Annotated in this window: 5 protein-coding genes; 2 read left to right on the top strand and 3 right to left on the bottom strand. The window is 48.8% G+C overall.

The features are described 5' to 3' along the window. A partial coding sequence (locus OEY58_22095; protein ID MDH5328147.1) for a hypothetical protein occupies positions 1–254 on the bottom strand: 254 nt, incomplete at its 3' end. 727 nt (positions 255–981) lie between these two features. On the opposite strand from OEY58_22095, the gene OEY58_22090 reads away from it, so the two are divergent. Together OEY58_22090 and lipA are read left to right on the top strand one after the other, a co-directional pair. Beyond that, positions 982–1680 (top strand): FkbM family methyltransferase, encoded by a 699-nt coding sequence (locus OEY58_22090; GenBank protein MDH5328146.1) that lies wholly within the window; start codon positions 982–984, stop codon positions 1678–1680. Positions 1681–1922: 242 nt separating this feature from the next. Next, positions 1923–2879: a lipoyl synthase gene (gene lipA / locus OEY58_22085; protein MDH5328145.1), complete on the top strand. Its 957-nt coding sequence runs from the start codon at positions 1923–1925 to the stop codon at positions 2877–2879. A gap of 233 nt (positions 2880–3112) precedes the next feature. Here lipA and OEY58_22080 read toward each other — a convergent pair whose 3' ends face one another. After that, complete coding sequence (locus tag OEY58_22080; protein ID MDH5328144.1) at positions 3113–4021, bottom strand: YkgJ family cysteine cluster protein; 909 nt, start codon at positions 4019–4021, stop codon at positions 3113–3115. 217 nt (positions 4022–4238) lie between these two features. Then, positions 4239–6233 carry an adenylyl-sulfate reductase subunit alpha gene (aprA, locus tag OEY58_22075; GenBank protein ID MDH5328143.1) on the bottom strand — a complete coding sequence of 665 codons (1995 nt, stop codon included), beginning with the start codon at positions 6231–6233 and terminating at the stop codon, positions 4239–4241. Positions 6234–6238 lie beyond the last annotated feature (5 nt).

Raw genomic sequence — 6238 nt, 5'->3', positions numbered from 1 at the left:
TGGACACTCAGTTGCCAGTTGTCGCCGTTGTCGTCAACGAATTTCCCCCGGCTGTTGTAGGTGCGGATGAGGTTGGTGTCGATGCCTAAGGTTTTGAGGTATTCGTCCTGGCCGCGGACCACCAGGTTGCCGGTGGTGGCGTTAACATAGATCTGTTCGCGACTGCGCCCCAGATTGGCCGATCCGTCGCTGCCTGTTGTTGTCAATGAACCGGTGGATATTCCCAGATTTTCACCTGTAATCACGGCGACCATTGTATTTCCCCTTCTTATTTTTCGTTTTGTGTTTTGTTAAGGACTAACGCTCGGACTACCCCCAGGGCGTTAGTGCTTTTGTTACTCCCTTATCCGGGATTTTCGGAATTTGTTTAGTGAAAAATGAAAAAAAATCTAATTTTTTTTTGAAAAAAATAAAATTGAATATTTCTTATGCAGACTAGAGAGGTTTATTGATAAAGACTGGATATGTAATTCCAACACTGGATAAAGACTAGAGTGCAAGCTAAGCAAATGAGGACGGAGCACCTATTGGCTCACGGTAAACTGAGTAACAATCAGGGGGAAATCGCTTGGCTTTCTCCCTCGGGTCACAAAAGGCCCCACCCCACAAGAATTCGCAAGTCGTTACATTGGGGGAAACCGATACTCTGCTTGGCGGGTTACGCGAGCTAACCCGCCCTACTCGCTATTGGCACGATTGTCGGTTGGATTAGTGCAACGTAATCCGACAGCACATCTAGCAACATGAACCGTTGTTAGATAAATAATACGAAACAACATAACAGCGCCATCTTTCCCGCTTTATGGGCAATTTCACCTTTCGCCCGCGTAGGCACAACTCTCGCTTAGAAAACCGTGCCCACTCTACAGTCATAGAGAAGACGTAAACTATCCACAAGTCAGCACCTAGATCGACACCAGTCTGCGTTAGTGGTACATTGTTGCCCTCTTTCGCGCAGGGTTTTTGAGGGTAAAAAGCACAATGGGTGAGCCGGATATAGAAGTCAGTGACAAATTCCTGGATTTGGCAAAACAAGTCAAGAATCCCATTATTTGCGATATCGGCAGCCGCGATGCCGTGGAGGGTTTGTATCTTCAAAAGACCTTAAATGCAAAAAAACTGCATATTTTTGAGCCCAATCCTGAAGCCATTGCCAAGTGTAAAAACAATATTGGTGAAACACCCAATGTGGTAATGAATGAGTTCGCTTTGAGTGACAGCATCGGCGAGATTGAGTTTTATCCTGTTGATAGCGAAGCCTCTGACCGTAAGGATATTGGTCTGTCTTCCATGTATAAAGTGAATCCCAACTACACCAAAAGTCGCGGCAAAATCGAGCAGTCCATCATCAAGGTACAGACCAGTACGTTGGATGACTATTTTAAGGATCAGGAAGCACCCACCATTCTATGGGTGGATGTTGAGGGGGCGGAATTGAAGGTGTTTCAGGGCGGTCTACAGACCTTGAAAAATGTTGAGCTGATTCATGTCGAAGTGGGTTTTCGGCAAATGCATGTGGGGAAACCTTTGTTTTGGGAAATCAACCAGTTTCTGGAGCAGCAGGATTTTCGGTTCGAAGGCTTTGTGGAATATTCTACCTTAAAAACCTGGCTGTACGTGAACAAATGGTTACCCAATTTGCCCTGGCGGGCCAATGCCATTTATCGTAGGAAATCATAGACGAGCTATTAAGCTGCAACACCGGCACAGGAGCATACCTTTGTTGGATAGCGCCTCTACTAATCGTGCTACTAGAAACATCGGGGAAAATCGATACTCTGCTTGGCGGAATACGTAAACTATTCCGCTCTACGGGTGAGGGTATTACTGGTAATTTGTTGTAAATCCCACTCAAAGGCTATAATCACGGCATTCACTAACCAAACCTTGTAACTATCTCAAAGCAACCCCATAAATCCCTGATGAGTACAAAAAAACCTGTTCAAACCGGTGTCCCACTACGGGGCGCGGATAAAGTGGCCCGGATTCCGGTGAAAGTGGAACCGACGCTGAAACCGGCGCGTAAACCGCACTGGATCCGCGCCAAAGCGCCTACCAGTCCGGAGGTGGGGCGGATTAAAAAACTGCTGCGGGACAACAACTTACACACCGTGTGTGAGGAGGCGTCCTGCCCCAATCTGGGGGAGTGTTTCAGCCACGGTACCGCGACCTTTATGATCATGGGGGATATTTGCACCCGGCGTTGTCCTTTTTGCGATGTGGCCCACGGTCGGCCTGAGCCGTTGGATGCCAATGAACCGCAGAACATTGCCGCAGCCATACAGACCTTGGGTTTACGTTATGTGGTGATTACCTCGGTGGACCGGGATGATTTGCGCGATGGCGGTTCCCAGCATTTTGTACAGTGCATCCAGGCGACGCGGGAGTTAAGCCCGCAAACCAAGATTGAAGTACTGGTGCCGGATTTTCGCGGCCGTATGGATATTGCCCTGGAGATTATGCAGCGTTGTCCGCCGGATGTGTTTAACCACAATTTGGAAACGGTACCGCGGTTGTATAAGGCTGTAAGACCCGGTTCAGACTATGAGTGGTCTTTGGATTTGTTGCAGCGGTTTAAGGAGACCCATCCGGACATTCCGACCAAGTCGGGATTGATGTTGGGTTTGGGTGAGAGCAAGGATGAGATTGTGCAGGTATTGAAAGATTTGCGCGCCCACCAGGTTAACATGTTAACTTTGGGGCAATATTTGCAACCTACCATACATCATTTACCGGTGGATCGGTTTGTGGAGCCTGCCGAGTTTGATGAGCTGGGACAGATTGCCAAGGAGTTGGGATTTGATAACGTGGCCAGTGGGCCGATGGTGCGTTCGTCTTATCATGCGGATTTGCAGGCTTCCGGTGGGAAAGTGGGTTAGTCGTTGGTTTCAAACCTCAAGGTGGCACCAGCAACAACCGTGATGGAAAACGGTGGGTGGCGCAAGCAAAGTGCGATTAGAAAAATTGTGGAATACGGGTAGGCTGCTTGGCGGAATACGCTACCCCTGCACCACGGAAATGAAAAACAACTTCCTTGTCATCGACTTTCGCCCGCGTGGGCACAAAGGGCGTGCCCACCCTTGAACAACCGCGTGCTGCCGTCCATGAAGCCCTACTTTTCCATATTGTCGTAGATGTCGTTTTTACGCTGGTGTTCTTCGATTTCCGCCTGGCGACGCATTTCCAGGATATCGCGGCGTTTTTCGATACGCTGCTCCAGGACGCCCTCTTGCATGGGGATGGAGTTTTCTCCGTACAGTACTTGTTTAAGCAAGCGAAAACCGAATTTCATTAAAGCTGTATCGTCTTGTTGCAATTGTTGAGCTTCGACCTCCTCCAGCAGGTAGGTGGCTTTGAAGCTGTCACTGTCCACAAAACGACGAAAACGGTCTATATCGTAGCTGCACATGAAAAACAGTTGCAGGCTCATATTGGAGGGCTTGCCCACCGCGGGGCCGCTGGAACGTTTTTTGAGAATGATTTGATACCATTCCCGGTTCATGTCGTCGTATTCCTTGACGCCCTGCTCGTCCCGATACTGGTCGATGGTGATTTCGTTATCTTCATCATGGCCTTTGCAGTGGTCTTCGTTCACCAGGCAATAATGATGTTCTTCGTTGGGGGCACCGGTGGCGCGCATGGCCAACAGGCCCACGGGGTAGTAACGGCACGCTGATGGCCGGTCTTCGTAAATGCTGCAGCCCTGGTCGTTCATGAGCAGGCACACGGGCTTATCGTTTTGGGTACGCAGTTTGATACCCGGCATACCGCTGGCATCCATTTCAAAGGGAACGGTGTATTTGTCCAGCACTTCCGAGGTACTTAAACCCAGGTTCTTTTTCATGCGCAGGATATCGTAGGGAGTCAAAGTGATATCCGCATGACGACAGCATTCGTTGTAACAGGAAATCCCAGGGTAACAACGAAATTGGATCTTGGTGTCGGTTTTTAACAGATTGGGCACCACCGGGCTCTGATGCGGCAGATCCGGATTGGGTGGATTTAGCTTATCTTGACTCATGTTTAACTCCAAGGGTGGATCGCGCGCTCAAATCGTCGAAGCATAAAGAAGCACAGTTCCCGTAACTAATTTGTGGCTTTACAGAAAACACTCGGCAACTGCAAATTTTTCCTCTAAAGCCGGAACAACCTATTCTAACACGAAGGTCTTAGGCAATCGAAAACAGAAAAAAAAACCCGGACGCAAACGCCCGGGCTTTTTCCTGATTAAGTAGTTGTTACTTAAACAGTTTGGATTTATCGACCAAATCCACGTGAGCACGCTTGAAGCATGTCCAGGTGTGGGTTTTCTTGTCGTAAATCGAGTTTACGAAACACTTCCAGTTTTCTTCATCAACGAAGTTTTTGTCAGTTCGGTAGTAGAAGCCCGGATAACGGGATTCTTCACGGAACTGAATGTGCTTCATGTGAGCTTCGGCAGTCAAAATGCGGTGGTAGTTTTCCCAGGCACGTAATAATTCGTGCAGGTCTTTAGCACGCATTTTCATTGCGTCTTCTTTGAGCATTTCCAACTTCTCTTCTGCAACAGCCAACATTTTTTCGTTGGTGTTGTAGTAAGTTGCTACACCGGCCACGTACTCGTCCATGATTTTTTGCAGACGGAACTGCAACATCTTGGGAGTGATGTAATGTGGGTTAACATCAATGGCTGTGGTGTAGTCTTTGTGCTCCAGGTAGGTTCTAACGGGTTGATAAATTTCAGCAACCAACTCATCGATAGGTGTATCCAGCTCCGGGCTGAAATCTTTGTTGTCGATAACGTATTTAACCATGGACTTAGCGGCCAAACGCCCTTCCGCGTGAGAACCGGAAGAGAACTTATGACCGGAAGCGCCCACACCGTCACCGGCAGTGAACAGACCGCTAACAGTGGTCATACCACGGTAGCCCCAGTTCCAGCCTCTGGGCAGATGGTCAGGAACACCGGTTTCTGTTTCATCAGTTGGTGCACCAACATCCGTAGGACCGGAAGTCCAGATACCACAACAACCGGAGTGAGAACCTAACAGGTAGGGTTCGGTTGGCATTAACTCAGAGTTTTTCTTCTCTGGTTCAATGTTTTCACCAACCCAGATACCGCATTGGCCAACGCACATGTCCAGGAAGTCTTCCCAGGCTTCGGCTTCCAGATGCTTAACTTCGCGTGGAGACAGAGTTTCACGCAAGTTAGCCAAAGCAGTCACGGTGTCCATGTAAATAGGACCGTTACCGTCTTTCATTTCTTTCAGCATCAAGTGGTTACGCAAGCAGGATGCAGGAACAGCCGCCTGACCGTATGGAGGATAGTCGTCCAACATAGCGGCATTCTTGGTCATGTAGTTTTCGCCGAAAGCGTTAGTGGCTTTCGCTTTAAACAACAGGAACCACGCCCCTACCGGACCGTAACCGTCTTTGAAACGAGTCGGTACGAAACGGTTTTCCATCATGGTCAACTCAGCACCGGCTTCAGCAGCCATGGAGTAAGTCGAACCGGCGTTCCATACGGGATACCAGGCACGACCGGTACCTTCACCCACAGAACGGGGACGGAAAATGTTTACACAACCACCCGCCGCCAACAGACAAGCTTTGAACTTGTATACAAAGATTTTGTCTTCGCGAGTTGAGAAACCGATAGCACCGGCGATACGACGGGGATCGTTTTTGTCGTTGATCAGTTTAACGATGAATATACGTTCCTGAATGTTTTCCATACCCAGCGCTTTTTTAGCCGCTTCAGCAACGATCCATTTGTAGGATTCACCATTGATCATGATCTGCCATTTACCGGAACGTACAGGTTTACCACCGTCTTTCAACGGAGTCAGGCCTTTAGAACCGTCATGACGCTCGCCGTTTTCGTCAGTTTTCCAAATGGGCAGACCCCATTCTTCGAACAGATGCACGGACTCATCCACATGGCGACCTAAGTCATAAGCCAAGTCATCGCGAGTAATACCCATTAAGTCATTGGAAACCATACGAGCGTAATCCGCAGGATCCTGCTCAGTACCAATGTAAGTGTTGATCGCAGACAGACCTTGAGCTACCGCACCGGAACGGTCCATAGCCGCTTTGTCCACCAGCTTCACGCTAATGTTGTGACCGTCTTTTTTAGCCGCATCAATCCAACGCATGATTTCGTAGCCGGCACCGCAGCAGGCCATACCACCACCGATAAGAAGAATATCAACTTCTTCTTCGACTACTTCAGGATTACCAAATTCTCCCATTTTAT

It is taken from the genome of Gammaproteobacteria bacterium (assembly GCA_029882975.1).
In the GTDB taxonomy this organism is placed as follows: domain Bacteria; phylum Pseudomonadota; class Gammaproteobacteria; order SZUA-152; family SZUA-152; genus JAJDNG01.
The sequence above is the reverse complement of the archived record's forward strand: the minus strand, read 5'-3'. Positions and strand labels throughout refer to the sequence as shown.

Excerpts from the sequence above, each read along its gene's own strand:
- OEY58_22090 (MDH5328146.1), top strand. The coding sequence starts at position 982 with ATGGGTGAGCCGGATATAGAAGTCAGTGACAAATTCCTGGATTTGGCA.
- lipA (MDH5328145.1), top strand. The coding sequence starts at position 1,923 with ATGAGTACAAAAAAACCTGTTCAAACCGGTGTCCCACTACGGGGCGCG.
- OEY58_22080 (MDH5328144.1), bottom strand. The coding sequence starts at position 4,021 with ATGAGTCAAGATAAGCTAAATCCACCCAATCCGGATCTGCCGCATCAG.
- aprA (MDH5328143.1), bottom strand. The coding sequence starts at position 6,233 with ATGGGAGAATTTGGTAATCCTGAAGTAGTCGAAGAAGAAGTTGATATT.